Origin of the sequence: Variovorax sp. EL159 (genome assembly GCF_900100965.1) — a bacterium.
Taxonomy (GTDB): Bacteria; Pseudomonadota; Gammaproteobacteria; order Burkholderiales; family Burkholderiaceae_C; genus Variovorax.
Map to the genome: position 1 here is coordinate 1157450 of NZ_FMUJ01000001.1, position 14467 is coordinate 1171916.

At 66.3% G+C, this 14467-nt stretch carries 14 protein-coding genes; 12 read left to right on the forward strand and 2 right to left on the reverse strand.

The window, feature by feature from the left end:
- Positions 1 to 68 precede the first annotated feature (68 nt).
- From BLQ28_RS05460 to BLQ28_RS05480, 5 genes are all read left to right on the forward strand, one after another.
- Positions 69 to 458: a response regulator gene (locus BLQ28_RS05460; RefSeq protein ID WP_093237498.1), complete on the forward strand. Its 390-nt coding sequence runs from the start codon at positions 69 to 71 to the stop codon at positions 456 to 458.
- Between the two features lie 74 nt (positions 459 to 532).
- Positions 533 to 1330 (forward strand): acetoacetate decarboxylase family protein, encoded by a 798-nt coding sequence (locus tag BLQ28_RS05465; protein WP_093237499.1) that lies wholly within the window; start codon positions 533 to 535, stop codon positions 1328 to 1330.
- Positions 1320 to 2189: a helix-turn-helix transcriptional regulator gene (locus BLQ28_RS05470; RefSeq protein ID WP_093237500.1), complete on the forward strand. Its 870-nt coding sequence runs from the start codon at positions 1320 to 1322 to the stop codon at positions 2187 to 2189. The genes BLQ28_RS05465 and BLQ28_RS05470 overlap by 11 nt, the downstream gene beginning before the upstream one ends.
- 24 nt (positions 2190 to 2213) lie before the next feature.
- Entirely contained in the window at positions 2214 to 3224 is a 1011-nt protein-coding gene (gene dusA / locus BLQ28_RS05475) for a tRNA dihydrouridine(20/20a) synthase DusA (protein ID WP_093237501.1), read from the forward strand.
- A 239-nt stretch (positions 3225 to 3463) separates the two neighbouring features.
- Positions 3464 to 4249: an IclR family transcriptional regulator gene (locus BLQ28_RS05480; protein WP_093237502.1), complete on the forward strand. Its 786-nt coding sequence runs from the start codon at positions 3464 to 3466 to the stop codon at positions 4247 to 4249.
- Positions 4250 to 4267: 18 nt separating this feature from the next.
- Here BLQ28_RS05480 and BLQ28_RS05485 read toward each other — a convergent pair whose 3' ends face one another.
- Entirely contained in the window at positions 4268 to 4915 is a 648-nt protein-coding gene (locus BLQ28_RS05485; protein ID WP_093237503.1) for a GntR family transcriptional regulator, read from the reverse strand.
- 125 nt (positions 4916 to 5040) lie between these two features.
- Here BLQ28_RS05485 and scpA point away from each other — a divergent pair, with 125 nt between their 5' ends.
- From scpA to BLQ28_RS05520, 7 genes are read left to right on the forward strand one after another with little or no spacing between them, the layout of a single operon-like run.
- On the forward strand, positions 5041 to 7203 hold the full coding sequence (gene scpA / locus BLQ28_RS05490; protein WP_093237504.1) for a methylmalonyl-CoA mutase: 2163 nt from the start codon (positions 5041 to 5043) through the stop codon (positions 7201 to 7203).
- A 14-nt stretch (positions 7204 to 7217) separates the two neighbouring features.
- Positions 7218 to 7691 (forward strand): GNAT family N-acetyltransferase, encoded by a 474-nt coding sequence (locus BLQ28_RS05495; RefSeq protein WP_093237505.1) that lies wholly within the window; start codon positions 7218 to 7220, stop codon positions 7689 to 7691.
- Positions 7685 to 8734: a methylmalonyl Co-A mutase-associated GTPase MeaB gene (meaB, locus tag BLQ28_RS05500; protein WP_093237506.1), complete on the forward strand. Its 1050-nt coding sequence runs from the start codon at positions 7685 to 7687 to the stop codon at positions 8732 to 8734. The genes BLQ28_RS05495 and meaB overlap by 7 nt, the downstream gene beginning before the upstream one ends.
- Before the next feature lie 60 nt (positions 8735 to 8794).
- Positions 8795 to 10339: an acyl-CoA carboxylase subunit beta gene (locus BLQ28_RS05505; RefSeq protein ID WP_093237507.1), complete on the forward strand. Its 1545-nt coding sequence runs from the start codon at positions 8795 to 8797 to the stop codon at positions 10337 to 10339.
- Positions 10340 to 10359: 20 nt separating this feature from the next.
- Positions 10360 to 12408, forward strand: a complete 2049-nt coding sequence (gene accC, locus BLQ28_RS05510) for an acetyl-CoA carboxylase biotin carboxylase subunit (protein WP_093237746.1) — start codon at positions 10360 to 10362, stop codon at positions 12406 to 12408.
- Positions 12408 to 13442: a biotin synthase BioB gene (gene bioB / locus BLQ28_RS05515; RefSeq protein WP_093237508.1), complete on the forward strand. Its 1035-nt coding sequence runs from the start codon at positions 12408 to 12410 to the stop codon at positions 13440 to 13442. The genes accC and bioB overlap by 1 nt, the downstream gene beginning before the upstream one ends.
- Positions 13439 to 13933 carry a VOC family protein gene (locus BLQ28_RS05520; RefSeq protein WP_093237509.1) on the forward strand — a complete coding sequence of 165 codons (495 nt, stop codon included), beginning with the start codon at positions 13439 to 13441 and terminating at the stop codon, positions 13931 to 13933. Before bioB ends, BLQ28_RS05520 begins: the two co-directional genes overlap by 4 nt.
- Here BLQ28_RS05520 and BLQ28_RS05525 read toward each other — a convergent pair.
- Positions 13923 to 14420: an Lrp/AsnC family transcriptional regulator gene (locus BLQ28_RS05525; RefSeq protein WP_093237510.1), complete on the reverse strand. Its 498-nt coding sequence runs from the start codon at positions 14418 to 14420 to the stop codon at positions 13923 to 13925. The genes BLQ28_RS05520 and BLQ28_RS05525 overlap by 11 nt on opposite strands.
- Positions 14421 to 14467 lie beyond the last annotated feature (47 nt).

Sequence of the window (14467 nt, forward strand, 5' to 3'; positions counted from 1 at the left end):
GGCGATCGGGCAGAGGCGTTCCGCCTTGCCCCGGCACGCCGGCGCTTTGTCTGGAAAAATGCATTTCAATGACAACCGAACCGCCTCCATCGCCAGAACGGCAATCGCAAAAGCTCCGGGTCCTGCTCGTGGAGGACGATGCCGACACGCTCGCCACGACGCTGAAACTGCTCGAGGCCCTGGGCCATTGGGCCACCGGCGTAGCGAGCGCCGAGGCCGCGATCTCGCGCTTTTTCGACGGTGCGTTCGATGTGGTGATGGTCGACATCGGCCTGCCCGCGCTGTCGGGCCACGACTTCGCGGAGAAGCTGCTGAGCGAGCACAACGTGCCGGTGATCTTCGTGACAGGGCAGCCGAAGCCCGGCACCGCGATGCGCGGAACGACATGGCTGCGCAAGCCCTACACGGTCGATCAGTTGATGGATGTGCTCGACCACGCGATGGCGCCGCAGGCATAGCGGGATCACTGGCGTACAAGACGGGCCCGGACGGCGGGCCTATCGTGCGGCGGTCTTGTACTTGCGAGCACCCCATGCCGTCCTTCTCTTCTTCCTCTTCTTCTTTCACGCCGCCTTTCACTTCGTCCGGCCGCAGCGCACTCGTGCAGGCGCCGCCCTGGCACTACGCCGGCTGGCTCGTCAACGTCGCCTTCGCATTCGATGCTGCGCGCGGCAGTTTGCTGGTTCCCGCAGAGGCGGGCCGGCCGACCGGACGTGGCTGTATTCACTTCGCGGACTGGCAGTCCTGCGGCAACGACGGACGCGAACTGCTCGACCCGGTCTACGCGCAGTACCGCGAGACCATCGTGGTGCTCGAAGTCGAGGCGGAGCAGGGCGCGGGCACGCGCTTCTTCTGCCCGCTGATCTACGTCGATCAAGACATCTCGCTGCTGCGCGGCTGGCTGCAGGGCTGGCCCAAGAAGATCGGCCAGACCTGGGTGACGCGCAGCCTGCCGCTCGCGCATCCCGCGGCAGCGCCTGCGGCAGCGGGGAGCCGGCTCGGCGCGAGCCTCAGCGTGAAGGAGCGGCGGCTGGTCGATGCGACGGTCGTGCTGTCGGGCGAGAAGGCCGAGCGCCTGGGCTTCCTGGCCGCACCGACCATCGGCGCCATCGGCTGGCCCGACCTGACGCAGCCTCATGTTCCGGCAGCGCCGCGCTATCTGCGCGCCGACATCGTGGACCGTGTCGAGTCGGGCTGGACGGGCGGTAGCGCGACGCTGCAGTTTCACGATCACCCCGTCGAGGAACTGGCCTTGCTTGGCGAAGTGCAGGCCACGCAGGCCAGCGCGGGCTGGATGGGCCTGACCGTTCGCGGCGCGCTTGCCGCTTGATACCGCCGATGCCGATGCCGATGCCGCTACGCTCGGCGGGATGAATCCATCCGCCATCGCTTCCTCGCACGTCATCGGCCTGCCGATGGAAGGCGGCGCGCAGATCGAGGCGATGTTCTCGGCCGACCCCAAGGCGCGCTTCGAGCTGCACTGGCATGCGGAGTGGAGCGTGGGCGCCATCCTTGAAGGCCACTGCGAGTTCACCTGCGGCGGCGAGCGGCTGGTGGCGCACGCGGGCGATCTGGTCGTGATGGCGCCCTTCGCGTTGCACACGGCTGGCGTCAGCCCGCAAGGCTTTCGCATGGTGATGCTGTATGTGCCGCATGCCTGGGTCGGCGCGCGCCTTGGCTGGCCATCGGGGCAGCGCGGTGTCGTGCATCGCGGAGTCTGGCAGGACAAGGCCGCGGCCGATGCGCTGGGCGATGCGGCGCTGTCGCACGACGGCGAGCAGGTTGGCCGCCTGCTGGAGCACATCCTTCGCGCCTGCACCGGCAGCGAACTGACGGCCATCGAGCGGCAGGTGGGCGATGCCCGTTTCGAGGCGATCTGCAACGCGCTCGAGCTGGAAGACGCCTGTCGCATCGACCCCGGCGCGCTGGCGCAGCGGCTGGGCGTGTCGCGCGAGCACTTTCATCGCTTGTTTCGCGTGGCGGTCGGCATGACGCCGGCCCACTATGCGCGGCTCGCGCGCATCGGCCGGGCCAAGGTATTGCTGCGCGATGGCTGTGCGCAGGCCGACGTGGCGGCGCAGTGCGGCTTCAGCGACCAGGCGCATTTCTCGCGGTGGTTTCGCCGCTGCTTCGGCGTGACGCCGGGCAACTACATGGCCGACCGGCAGCGGGTGACAAGGGCTGCGTGAGAAAATCCGGGCCTTGCGCGCCCGATGTCCGGGCCGAAGCCCACGACAGGATCACGCGTTTTGGAAGAGAAGGTCATCTCCGTTGCCCCCATGATGGATTGGACCGACCGTCATTGCCGGTTTCTGCATCGCCTGCTGTCTCGGCACGCGCTGCTCTATACCGAGATGGTGACGACCGGTGCGCTGATCCATGGCGACGTGCCGCGCCATCTTCGCTTTCATGCCGAAGAGCACCCCGTGGCGTTGCAGCTCGGCGGCAGCGAGCCGGCCGACCTGGCACATTGCGCCAAGCTCGGGGCGGAGTGGGGCTACGACGAGATCAACCTCAACTGCGGCTGCCCCAGCGAGCGCGTGCAGCGCGGTGCCTTCGGCGCCTGCCTGATGAACGAGCCGCAGCTCGTGGCCGATTGCGTGAAGGCCATGGTCGACGTGACGGACGTGCCCATCACGGTCAAGCACCGCATCGGCATCGACAAGATCGAAAGCTACGAGTTCGTGCGCGACTTCGTCGGCACGGTCAGCGAGGCGGGTTGCAACACCTTCATCGTCCACGCGCGCAATGCGTGGCTGCAGGGCCTGAGCCCTAAGCAGAACCGCGAGATTCCGCCGCTGCGCTATGCGCTGGTTCATCGGCTGAAGCACGACTTTCCGGCGCTGAAGTTTTCGATCAATGGCGGCATCACCGTCAACGAACAGGTGCACGAGCACCTGCGGCTGCTCGATGGCGTGATGGTCGGGCGCGAGGCGTATCACAACCCCTGGTGGCTGGCGGAGTGGGACGCCGAGTTCTTCGGCGCCGCGCCGCAGTCGCTCACGCGCGAAGAGGTCGAGTCGCTGATGTGCGACTACATGGTGCGCGATGCCGCCGAGTACGGCACCAACTGGTGGTCGATCGCGCGCCACATGCTGGGCCTGCGCAATGGCCTCCCGGGCGCACGCCGCTGGCGCCAGGTCTGGAGCGACCATCGCCTGAAGACGCGCCCACCGCACGAGGTGATGGCGCTCGCGCACGAGCCGTTCGCACAGGCTGCCTGAGCGCGTACCCGCACGCGCGGGTGGTTCCTTCTTTTGTCATATGTCCAAAGGGCACGCAGGCCTGCGTGTCCCGCTCGTTTGCACCCTTCGCGAAGGGCTTCAGCAGCCTCTTCGGCGGGTATCTCGCGCTCTTTTAATAGAACGATGTTTTGAAACATTGCAACAACAAGTGTGACTGTTGGGCCACTTTTTGCTGAAGAATAAAGAGCGTCAGGGAAACATAAAAAAAGGTTCTGCATATGAGCGAAGCTGTTGGCAGCAAAGAGGAAGTGAGCGCGCTGGCACGCGGCTTGGCACTACTCAAGGTGATCGGCATGGCCGGGGCCTCCATGGGCAATCGGGAACTGGCCGACACGACGGGCATTCCCAAGGCCACCGTGTCGCGCCTCACGGCGACACTGGTCGGCGCGGGCTACCTGCGCCAGTCGCAAGACAGCGAGCGTTTCAGCCTGGGGCCGGCATTGCTCGACATGAGCAGCCGGTACCTGCGGCATTTCGACTTGCGGACGGTGGCCCGTCCGTATCTGGTGGAACTGGCCGAATTCGCGGGGGCCAGCGTGCACATCGGCGTGCGCGACGAGCTGGACGTGCTCGTGATCGATTCGCTGCGGCCGCGCCTGGCCGTCATCAGTTCGCGCATCGAGGTCGGCACGCGGCTGGCCATCGCCACCTCGGCCGGTGGCCGCGCCTACCTCGCGGCATTGCCTGCCGCCGAGCAGGCGGCGCTGCTGGAAGACATCCGCCTCGAAAGCGGCGAGAACTGGCCGGTGATGCAGCCACGGCTGATGGCCGGGCTCGAGGAGTACGCCCGCGAGGGCTACTGCAGCTCGTTCGGCGAATGGCACCCGCACATCCACGCCCTGGGCTTTGCCCTGGAGGGACCGCGCGGCGAACGCTATGCGGTGAGCTGCGCCGGCCCGGCCTACCTGCTGCCGCGGGAGATGATGCTGACGCGCGTGGCGCCCCGCCTGCTGGTCACGGCGCAACGCATCGCGGCCGAGACGGGGACGGCCCGTACAGGCTGAGCGGCTGGGTGAGTGCGCTCAGGTGGCGGCTTCCAGGCCGTTCCTGAAGTGCTCGCGCATGCGCGCCATGGCCGTGGCGGCGTCGCGTGTCTCGATGGCGGCCATCACGGAACGGTGTTCCGCCAGCGATTCGGCGATGCGGCCGGCCTTGAGCAGCGAGTTGTGGCGATTGAGCTTCATCACCTTGCGCAGGTCGGCCACCATCTGGTCGCGCCACTTGTTGTCGGCGATGGCCAGCAGCCGCATGTGAAAACGCTCGTTGAGCGCAAAGAAATGCTCGCGGTCTTCCTTGCCGGGGGCTGCGGCCGCTTCGAGCTCGGCATGCAGCGCCTTCAGTTCCGCGCGCTGGGCCTCGGTGGCACGCTCGGCCACCACGCCGGCCGCGTCGCTCTCCAGCAGCGAGAGCAGGTGGTAGACGTCGGCCAGATCCTGCTCGGACACCTCGGTCACATAGGCGCCGCGGCGCACCTTCATCGTCACCAGGCCTTCGGCCGCCAGCACCTTCAGCGCTTCGCGCAGGGGGGTTCGGCTGATGCCGTATTCCTCGGCGAGCTTGAGTTCGTCGATCCAGCTGCCGGGCTCCAGCTCGCGGCGGAAGATCCGCTGGCGCAGCAGCTCGGCCACCTCTTCATAGAGGGCGCGGGGGGTGAGGGTGACTGCGGACATGGGCCGGACTGTACTTCAAAAAAGGCGTTTGAATTAATAATTATGGATCGGTTAGACTCGCGGCCGGCTTGCAAATCCGTGCAAGCGAATTGGCGAACACCAGAGACACTGCAAAGCGGCCCCTCATGAGCAGCACACCCGAACCCACCTTCAAGCCAGCCGACCTCGATGCGTGGGCCAAGTCCGCTGCCAAGTCCGCCCCCGGCGGCGACGTGAGCGCGCTGAACTGGATCACGCCCGACGGCATCAGCGTCAAGCCGCTCTACACCGCGGCCGACCTGCAGGGCCTGAAGTACACCGACACGCTGCCCGGCTTCGAGCCCTACCTGCGCGGCCCGCAGGCCACCATGTACGCGGTGCGCCCCTGGACCATCCGCCAGTACGCGGGCTTCTCGACCGCCGAAGAGTCGAACGCCTTCTATCGCAAGGCGCTGGCCGCCGGCGGGCAGGGCGTGAGCGTGGCCTTCGACCTGGCCACCCACCGCGGCTACGACAGCGACCATCCGCGCGTGACCGGCGACGTCGGCAAGGCCGGCGTGGCGATCGATTCGGTCGAGGACATGAAGATCCTGTTCGACCAGATCCCACTCGACAAGGTCTCTGTGTCGATGACGATGAACGGCGCCGTGCTGCCGGTGCTTGCGGGCTACGTGGTCGCGGCCGAAGAGCAGGGCGTGGCGCAGGACCAGTTGAGCGGAACCATCCAGAACGACATCCTCAAGGAGTTCATGGTCCGCAACACGTACATCTTTCCGCCCGCGCCGAGCATGCGGATCATCGGCGACATCATCGAGTACACGGCGCAGCACATGCCCAAGTTCAACTCGATTTCGATCAGCGGCTATCACATGCAGGAAGCCGGCGCCAACCAGGCGCTCGAACTCGCGTTCACGCTGGCCGACGGCAAGGAATACGTGAAGACCGCGCTGGCCAAGGGCCTCGACGTCGACGGCTTTGCCGGGCGCCTGAGCTTCTTCTGGGCCATCGGCATGAACTTCTATCTCGAAGTGGCCAAGATGCGCGCGGCGCGCCTCCTGTGGTGCCGCATCATGAAGGAGTTCAACCCCAAGAACCCCAAGAGCCTGATGCTGCGCACGCACTGCCAGACCTCGGGCTGGAGCCTCACCGAGCAGGACCCGTACAACAACATCGTGCGCACCACCATCGAGGCCATGGCCGCGGTGTTCGGCGGCACGCAATCGCTGCACACCAACGCGCTCGACGAAGCCATTGCGCTGCCCACCGAGTTCAGCTCGCGCATTGCGCGCAACACGCAGCTCATCATCCAGGAAGAGACGCACATCACCAACGTCGTCGACCCCTGGGCCGGCAGCTACATGATGGAGAAGCTCACGCAGGACATGGCCGATGCGGCCTGGGCCATCATCGAAGAGGTCGAGGCCATGGGCGGCATGACCAAGGCCGTCGACAGCGGCTGGGCCAAGCTCAAGATCGAGGCGGCCGCCGCCGAGAAGCAGGCGCGCATCGATTCGGGCAAGGACGTGATCGTCGGCGTCAACAAGTACAAGCTCAAGAACGAAGACGCGATCGACAGCCTGTCCATCGACAACGTGATGGTGCGCGACCAGCAGGTGGCGCGGCTGCAGAAGATCCGCGCCTCGCGCGACACCGCCAAGGTGCAGGCCGCGCTCGACGCGCTCACCGAAGCCGCCGAGAACAACACCGGCAACCTGCTGGCATTGAGCATCGACGCCGTGCGCCTGCGCGCCACGGTCGGCGAGATTTCCGACGCGCTTGAAAAATCGTTCGGCCGCCATCGCGCCGACACGCAGAAGGTGACTGGTGTGTACGCTGCCGCCTACGACTCGGCCGAAGGCTGGGAAGCACTCAAGACCGAGATCAACGCCTTCGCCGAAGAGCAGGGCCGTCGTCCGCGCGTGATGATTTCCAAGCTGGGGCAAGACGGGCACGACCGCGGTGCGAAAGTCGTCGCCACCGCCTTCGCCGACCTGGGCTTCGACGTGGACATGGGCCCGCTGTTCCAGACGCCCGAAGAATGCGCGCGGCAGGCGATTGAAAACGACGTGCACGCCGTTGGCGTGAGCACCCTCGCAGCCGGCCACAAGACGCTGGTGCCGGCGATCATCAACGAGCTCAAGAAGCAGGGCGCGGACGACATCATCGTGTTCGTCGGCGGCGTAATTCCGCGGCAGGACTACGACTTTCTCTACGAGGCCGGCGTCAAAGGCATCTACGGGCCGGGCACGCCCATTCCGGCCAGCGCCAAGGACGTGCTGGAGCAGATCCGCGCGGCGGTCGCGGCCTGAAGAAAAGCACCGACGTGAGCGATCTCTTGTCGCGGCTGTCGCTGCAGCCGGTGGATTCCGGCGATTTCGAGGACATGCTGGCCGTGCGCATCGATGCGATGCGCCCGAGCCTGGAGCGCGTCGGCCGCTTCGACCTCACGCGCTCGCGTGAACGCCTGTCGGCTGGTTTCGTGGTGCCGTACATGCACCACATCGTGCTCGACGACGAGCAGCGCGTCGGCTTCATCACGCTCAAGCCCGAGGACGCGGATGCGCTGCGCCTCGACCATCTGTACCTGCGCACCGGCTTCCAGGGGCGCGGCATCGGCGAATGGGCAATGCGCTGGGCCAAGGCGCAGGCGCGCGAGAAACAGCTCGACATCAAGCTCACCGCGCTCGTGCGCAGCGACGCCAACCGCTTCTATCTGCGCCACGGCTTCGTGCTCGAAGGCGAAGAGGGCGTGGACCTGCACTACCGCTGGCGCGTGGCGTCGGAGGCCGCGTGCTGAACAGCGTCGACGCGCTCGAACGCGCGGTCGCCGATGCGCCCGGCATGGCACAGCGCCGCGCCATCGCCAAGGCGATCACGCTGCTCGAATCGACCCGCGCCGACCACCGTGCACAGGCCGACGAACTGCTGACGGCGCTGCTGCCGCGCACCGGCCAGTCGTTTCGGCTCGGCATCTCGGGCGTGCCGGGCGTCGGCAAGTCGACCTTCATCGAAACGCTGGGCCTGCTGCTGATCGACAAGGGGCATCGCGTGGCGGTGCTCACCATCGACCCGTCGTCCACCGTCTCGGGCGGCTCCATCCTGGGCGACAAGACGCGCATGGAGCGGCTCTCGGTGCACGAGCGCGCCTACATCCGCCCCAGCCCGTCGAGCGGCACGCTCGGCGGCGTGGCCGAGAAGACGCGCGAAGCCATGCTGGTGTGCGAGGCCGCCGGCTACGACATCGTGATCGTCGAGACGGTCGGCGTGGGCCAGAGCGAGACCGCCGTGGCCGGCATGACCGACATGTTCGTGCTGATGCAGCTGCCCAACGCCGGCGACGACCTGCAGGCGATCAAGAAGGGCGTGATGGAACTGGCCGACCTCGTGGTCATCAACAAGGCCGACATCGACAAGGACGCCGCCACGCGCGCACAGGCGCAGATCACCTCGGCGCTGCGGCTTTTCGGCCACCAGGGCAACCCCGACCACGCGCATGCCGTGCACGACGCGCACAGCGGCGTCGAGGTGCGCTTCTGGCTGCCCAAGGTGCTGCAGCTCAGCGCACTGGCGGGTACCGGCGTCGACGCATTCTGGGAGGCCGTGCTGCAGTTCAGGCAACTGCAGACGGCCAACGGCAAGCTCGCGCAGCGCCGCGAGAAGCAGGCGACCGCGTGGATGTGGGAGCGCATCGACGCAGGGCTCAAGCAGGCGTTCAGGCAGCACGCGCAGGTGCGCGAGCTGCTGCCCCAGCTCACGCAACAAGTGGCGCAAGGAACGCTGCCGGCCTCTACGGCGGCGCGCAGCCTGCTCGCCGCGGCGGCCATCACCGCCAGGCCGTGAGGCCACAAGAAACACAAGACCAAGCATCGCAATTCAGGAACACAGCTTCGGAACCACACCATGCAAGAACTGATTGAACAACTCGAAAAGCGTCGCGCCCAGGCGCGCCTGGGCGGCGGGCAAAAGCGCATCGACGCGCAGCACGCCAAAGGCAAGCTCACGGCGCGCGAGCGCATCGAACTGCTGCTCGACGACAACACCTTCGAAGAGTGGGACATGTTCGTCGAGCACCGCTCGGTCGACTTCGGCATGGCCGAGCAGAAGATTCCCGGCGATGGCGTGGTCACCGGCTACGGAATGATCAACGGCCGCCTGGTGTTCGTGTTCAGCCAGGACTTCACCGTCTTCGGCGGCGCGCTCAGCGAAGCGCATGCCGAAAAAATCTGCAAGGTGATGGACCAGGCCATGAAGGTCGGTGCACCGGTCATCGGCCTGAACGACTCGGGCGGCGCGCGCATCCAGGAAGGCGTGGCGTCGCTCGGTGGCTATGCCGACGTGTTCCAGCGCAACGTGATGGCCTCGGGCGTGGTGCCGCAGATCAGCATGGTCATGGGCCCGTGCGCGGGCGGTGCGGTGTATTCGCCGGCCATGACCGACTTCATCTTCATGGTGAAGGACTCCAGCTACATGTTCGTCACCGGCCCCGACGTGGTGAAGACCGTGACGCACGAAAGCGTGACGGCCGAAGAACTGGGCGGCGCCATCACCCACACCACGCGCAGCGGCGTGGCCGACATGGCGTTCGAGAACGACGTCGAGGCGCTGATGATGCTGCGCCGCCTGTACAACTACCTGCCGCTCAACAACCGCGAAAAGCCGCCGGTGCGACTGGGCAACAACGGCCAGGGCGACCCGGCCGACCGGCCCGACTACTCGCTCGACACGCTGGTGCCGGACAACCCGAACAAGCCCTACGACATCAAGGAACTGATCCTCAAGGTGGTGGACGACGGCGACTTCTTCGAGCTGCAGCCCGACTACGCGAAGAACATCGTGATCGGCTTCGCGCGCATGGAAGGCCAGACGGTCGGCATCGTGGCCAACCAACCGCTGGTGCTGGCGGGCTGCCTGGACATCAAGAGCAGCATCAAGGCGGCGCGCTTCGTGCGCTTTTGCGATGCGTTCAACATCCCGGTCATCACCTTTGTCGACGTGCCCGGCTTCATGCCCGGCACGGGGCAGGAGTACGGCGGCATCATCAAGCACGGTGCCAAGCTGCTGTATGCGTACGCGGAGTGCACGGTGCCGAAGATCACCGTTATCACACGCAAGGCCTACGGCGGTGCGTACGACGTGATGGCGTCCAAGCACCTGCGCGGTGACGTCAACCTCGCATGGCCGCGCGCCGAGATCGCGGTGATGGGCGCGAAGGGCGCGGTGGAAATCATCTTCCGCGAAGACAAGAACGACCCCGAGAAGCTGGCAGCCCGCGAGGCCGAGTACAAGGCGCGCTTTGCCAACCCGTACGTGGCCAGCGCACGCGGCTATATCGACGACGTGATCCTGCCGCACGAGACGCGCAAGCGCATCTGCCGTTCGCTGGTGATGCTGCGTGAGAAGAAGCTCGAGAACCCGTGGCGCAAGCACGGCAACATCCCACTGTGAGCGGTACGGAGAAGAAGAACATGTTCAAGAAGATCCTGATCGCCAACCGCGGCGAAATCGCCTGCCGCGTCATCCAGACGGCGAAGAAGATGGGCATCCTCACCGTCGCCGTCTACTCCGACGCCGACAAGGAAGCCCGCCACGTCGAGCTGGCCGACGAGGCCGTGCACATCGGCGCAGCCCCCAGCCGCGAGAGCTATCTGCAGGCCGACCGCATCATCGCGGCCTGCAAGCAGACGGGCGCCGAGGCGGTGCATCCGGGCTACGGCTTCCTGTCGGAGAACGAAGCCTTCGCGCGCAAGGTCGAGGAAGAGGGCATTGCCTTCATCGGCCCGAAGCACTATTCGATCGCGGCGATGGGCGACAAGATCGCCTCGAAGAAGCTCGCGAACGAAGCCAAGGTCAACACCATTCCGGGCTGGAACGACGCCATCGAGACGGCCGAGCGCGCCGTCGAGATCGCCAAGGACATCGGCTACCCCGTGATGATCAAGGCCTCGGCGGGTGGCGGCGGCAAGGGCCTGCGCGTGGCCTTCAACGACAAGGAAGCCTTCGAAGGCTTCACCTCGTGCCGCAACGAGGCGCGCAACAGCTTCGGCGACGACCGCGTGTTCATCGAGAAGTTCGTCGAGGAGCCGCGCCACATCGAGATCCAGGTGCTGGGCGATTCGCACGGCAACGTCATCTACCTGAACGAGCGCGAATGCTCGATCCAGCGGCGCCACCAGAAGGTGATCGAAGAGGCGCCGTCGCCCTTCATCAGCGACGCCACGCGCAAGGCGATGGGCGAGCAGGCGGTGCAGCTGGCCAAGGCCGTGAAGTACCAGAGCGCGGGCACGGTGGAGTTCGTGGTCGGCAAGGACCAGAGCTTCTACTTCCTGGAAATGAACACGCGTCTGCAGGTAGAGCATCCGGTGACCGAGTGCATCACCGGGCTTGACCTGGTCGAGTTGATGATCCGCGTGGCCGCCGGCGAAAAGCTGCCGCTGACGCAAGCCGAAGTGGAGCGCGACGGCTGGGCCATCGAGTGCCGCATCAACGCCGAAGACCCGTTCCGCAACTTCCTGCCCTCGACCGGCCGTCTGGTGAAGTTCCAGCCGCCGGCAGAGACGATGTTCGCGAGCGATACCGAGCATCTGCAAGGCGTGCGCGTGGACACCGGCGTGTACGACGGTGGCGAGATCCCGATGTACTACGACTCGATGATCGCCAAGCTCATCGTGCACGGCAAAGACCGCCAGCATGCGATTGCCCGCATGCGCGAGGCGCTCAACGGCTTCGTGATTCGCGGCATCAGCAGCAACATTCCGTTCCAGGAGGCGCTGCTGGCGCATACGAAGTTCGTGTCGGGCGACTTCAACACCGGCTTCATCGCCGAGCATTACGGCAAGGGCTTCCATGCGGAAGACGTGCCGCACTCAAACCCATCGTTCCTCATCGCACTCGCCGCGTATGTGCACCGTCGTTATCGCGCGCGTGCCTCGGGCATCAGCGGGCAGCTCGAAGGCCACGGCGTGAAGGTGGGCGAGCAGTTCGTGGTGGTGGAGATGGGGCCGGAAGGCAAGCACGTGCACCACCCGGTGTCGGTGTCCGATTTCCAGGGTAAGACCGGCGCGAGCGCGGTGGCCGTGGGCGACAAGAACTACAAGATCGACAGCAGCTTTGCGCTGGGCGCGATTCGCGTGCAGGGCATCGTCAACGACAAGCCCTTCACCGCGCAGGTCGAGCGCGGCGCGGGCAAGAACCCGCTGGCGCTGCGCGTGTCGCACGATGGCACGCAGATCGAGACGATGGTGCTGTCGCCGCTGGGTGCGCGCCTGCTGGAGCTGATGCCCTACAAGGCGCCGCCGGACCTGAGCAAGTTCCTGATGTCGCCGATGCCGGGCCTGCTGGTCGAGGTGTCGGTGCAGCCGGGGCAGCATGTGCAGGCCGGCGAGAAGCTGGCGGTCATCGAGGCGATGAAGATGGAGAACGTGCTGTTCGCCACGCAAGACGGCGTGGTCGGCAAGATTTCTGCCGCGAAGGGCGAGTCTCTCGCGGTCGATCAAATCATTCTGGAGTTCAACTGATGGGTGCCAACGACCTGCAACAGACGATCACGCTGCACCGGCCCGCAAAAGCCGCCGCAACGCCGCAAGGCCCGTGGACGATCGAGGCGATCCAGGCGCTGCTCGACAAGCCGCTGATGGACCTGCTGTTCGAAGCGCAGACGGTGCACCGCCAGCACTTTCCCGAAGGCGACATCGAGCTGGCCACGCTGCTCTCGGTCAAGACCGGCGGCTGTCCCGAGAACTGCGGCTACTGCCCGCAGTCGGCCGAGTTCGACACCGGCGTGAAGGCGCAGAAGCTGATGGAGGTCGATGAGGTGGTGCGCGCTGCGCAGGCCGCCAAGGACGCCGGCGCCACGCGCTTCTGCATGGGCGCCGCATGGCGTGCGCCGAAGGACCGCGACGTCGAGAAGGTGGCCGTGCTGGTCGAGGCGGTGAAGGGCCTCGGCATGCAGACCTGCGCCACGCTCGGCATGCTGGAGCCGCACCACGCGCAGCAGCTCAAGGCCGCGGGCCTGGACTACTACAACCACAACCTCGACACCGCGCCCGAGTACTACACCGACGTGGTCGACACGCGCACCTACCAGGACCGGCTCGACACGCTGGCCCACGTGCGCAGCGCGGGCATCAGCGTGTGCTGCGGCGGCATCGTCGGCATGGGCGAGGCGCCCGTGCACCGCGCGGGGCTGATCGCGCAGCTGGCCAACCTGAACCCGTATCCGGAGTCGGTGCCGATCAACAGCCTGGTGCGCGTGCCCGGCACGCCGCTGGCCGACTCGGAACCGGTCGACCCGTTCGACTTCGTGCGCATGATCGCGGTCGCGCGCATCACGATGCCGACGGCGCGCGTGCGGCTGTCGGCGGGCCGCCAGCAGATGGGCGATGCGGTGCAGGCGCTGTGCTTCATGGCGGGCGCGAATTCGATCTTCTACGGCGACAAGCTGTTGGTCACCGGCAACCCCGATGTGGAAGCCGACGTGCAGTTGCTGCGCAAGCTGGGCCTGCAGTCGCGCCGCACCACAACGACTGAAACAGTGGAGGTCTGCGCATGACGGCCGCAGCTCCCGCCCGTCCGTTCAAGGTGCTGGGCATCCAGCAGATCGCCATCGGCGGCCCCGACAAGCTGCGGCTGCAGAAGCTGTGGGTCGACATGCTGGGGCTCGAGGTCACGGGCACCTTCAGGAGCGAGCGCGAGAACGTCGACGAAGACATCTGCGCGATGGGCAGCGGGCCGTTCAAGGTCGAGGTCGACCTGATGCAGCCGCTGGACCCGGAGAAGAAGCCTGCCGTGCACACCACGCCGCTCAACCACGTGGGCCTGTGGATCGACGACCTGCCCAAGGCTGTCGAATGGCTCACCGCACAGGGCGTGCGCTTTGCGCCCGGTGGCATCCGCAAGGGCGCGGCCGGCTTCGACATCTGCTTTCTGCATCCGAAGGCGAACGACGAGTTTCCGATCGCGGGCGAGGGCGTGCTGATCGAGATGGTGCAGGCGCCGCCCGAAGTAGTGACGGCTTTCAACGCGCTCGCTGCTACGCGTTGAGCACCTTCTTGATGGGCGGTTTCACGTCGGCGCGCTGAGGCGGCAGCATCGGCAGGTGCTCGCGCGCCGGGTTCAGGATGATCGAGGTCGCCGTCTCCGTGAGGATGCAGAACTTGGTGACCACCGCATCGAGGTGGCTCACGTCGATCACCGCGATCTCGAGGATCCAGCTGTCTTCGCCGGTGACGTTGTAGGCATTGATGCACTCGGGCGTTTCCTGCACCAGCGCAACCACGCGGTCGTAGTCGGCGCGGCCCACGCGGATGATCGCGCGGATGCCGTAGCCCAGCCGCGTGAGGTTGACCGTGGCGCGGTAGCCGCTGATCACACCCGCGGCTTCGAGCTTCTTCACGCGCTCGGTCACGGCCGGCTGGCTCAGGTGCACGCGGCGACCGAGTTCGGCCATCGTCAGGCGCGCGTCGTTCTGCAGTTCGGCCAGGATGCGGGTGTCGTGGGCATCCAGCGTGGGGTTCAAGGCGAAGTCCATGAAACTCCTTTAAATCGACGGTTTGGTGCAGGCAGAACCATGAAATC

Excerpts from the sequence above, each read along its gene's own strand:
- BLQ28_RS05460 (WP_093237498.1), top strand. The coding sequence starts at position 69 with ATGACAACCGAACCGCCTCCATCGCCAGAACGGCAATCGCAAAAGCTC.
- BLQ28_RS05465 (WP_093237499.1), top strand. The coding sequence starts at position 533 with ATGCCGTCCTTCTCTTCTTCCTCTTCTTCTTTCACGCCGCCTTTCACT.
- dusA (WP_093237501.1), top strand. The coding sequence starts at position 2,214 with ATGTCCGGGCCGAAGCCCACGACAGGATCACGCGTTTTGGAAGAGAAG.
- BLQ28_RS05480 (WP_093237502.1), top strand. The coding sequence starts at position 3,464 with ATGAGCGAAGCTGTTGGCAGCAAAGAGGAAGTGAGCGCGCTGGCACGC.
- BLQ28_RS05485 (WP_093237503.1), bottom strand. The coding sequence starts at position 4,915 with ATGTCCGCAGTCACCCTCACCCCCCGCGCCCTCTATGAAGAGGTGGCC.
- scpA (WP_093237504.1), top strand. The coding sequence starts at position 5,041 with ATGAGCAGCACACCCGAACCCACCTTCAAGCCAGCCGACCTCGATGCG.
- BLQ28_RS05505 (WP_093237507.1), top strand. The coding sequence starts at position 8,795 with ATGCAAGAACTGATTGAACAACTCGAAAAGCGTCGCGCCCAGGCGCGC.
- accC (WP_093237746.1), top strand. The coding sequence starts at position 10,360 with ATGTTCAAGAAGATCCTGATCGCCAACCGCGGCGAAATCGCCTGCCGC.
- bioB (WP_093237508.1), top strand. The coding sequence starts at position 12,408 with ATGGGTGCCAACGACCTGCAACAGACGATCACGCTGCACCGGCCCGCA.
- BLQ28_RS05520 (WP_093237509.1), top strand. The coding sequence starts at position 13,439 with ATGACGGCCGCAGCTCCCGCCCGTCCGTTCAAGGTGCTGGGCATCCAG.
- BLQ28_RS05525 (WP_093237510.1), bottom strand. The coding sequence starts at position 14,420 with ATGGACTTCGCCTTGAACCCCACGCTGGATGCCCACGACACCCGCATC.